Annotated in this window: 1 protein-coding gene; it reads right to left on the reverse strand. The window is 67.8% G+C overall.

Features of this window, described 5'->3' with window-relative positions; translation table 11 throughout:
• A partial coding sequence (locus H2O73_RS23960; RefSeq protein WP_220457750.1) for a hypothetical protein occupies positions 1-276 on the reverse strand: 276 nt, incomplete at both ends.

Here is a 276-nt window from a genome sequence, read left to right on the forward strand (position 1 = left end):
CGACACCGGTGAGGTTGACCATGGCCACGAAGACCTGTGCCGCCACCAGCAGGATACCGACGATCACCACGCCCTTGCCGCCATCGCGGAAGGCGCGGATCAGGGTGGCGATGACCTCGGCCCAGGTGCCGCCGCCGGTCAGGGTGGCCACGGTGTAGGCGACCATGATCCCGATCATGCCGTAGCACGCGGTCAGTTGGATCGAATTGCCGTTCCAGATGCCCCAGGCCAGCCCGGCAATCCCGGCGAGGATGGGCGCCAGACGCCGCCAGTCCA

Source organism: Vibrio marinisediminis, assembly GCF_014050145.1.
GTDB lineage: Bacteria > Pseudomonadota > Gammaproteobacteria > Enterobacterales > Vibrionaceae > Vibrio > Vibrio marinisediminis.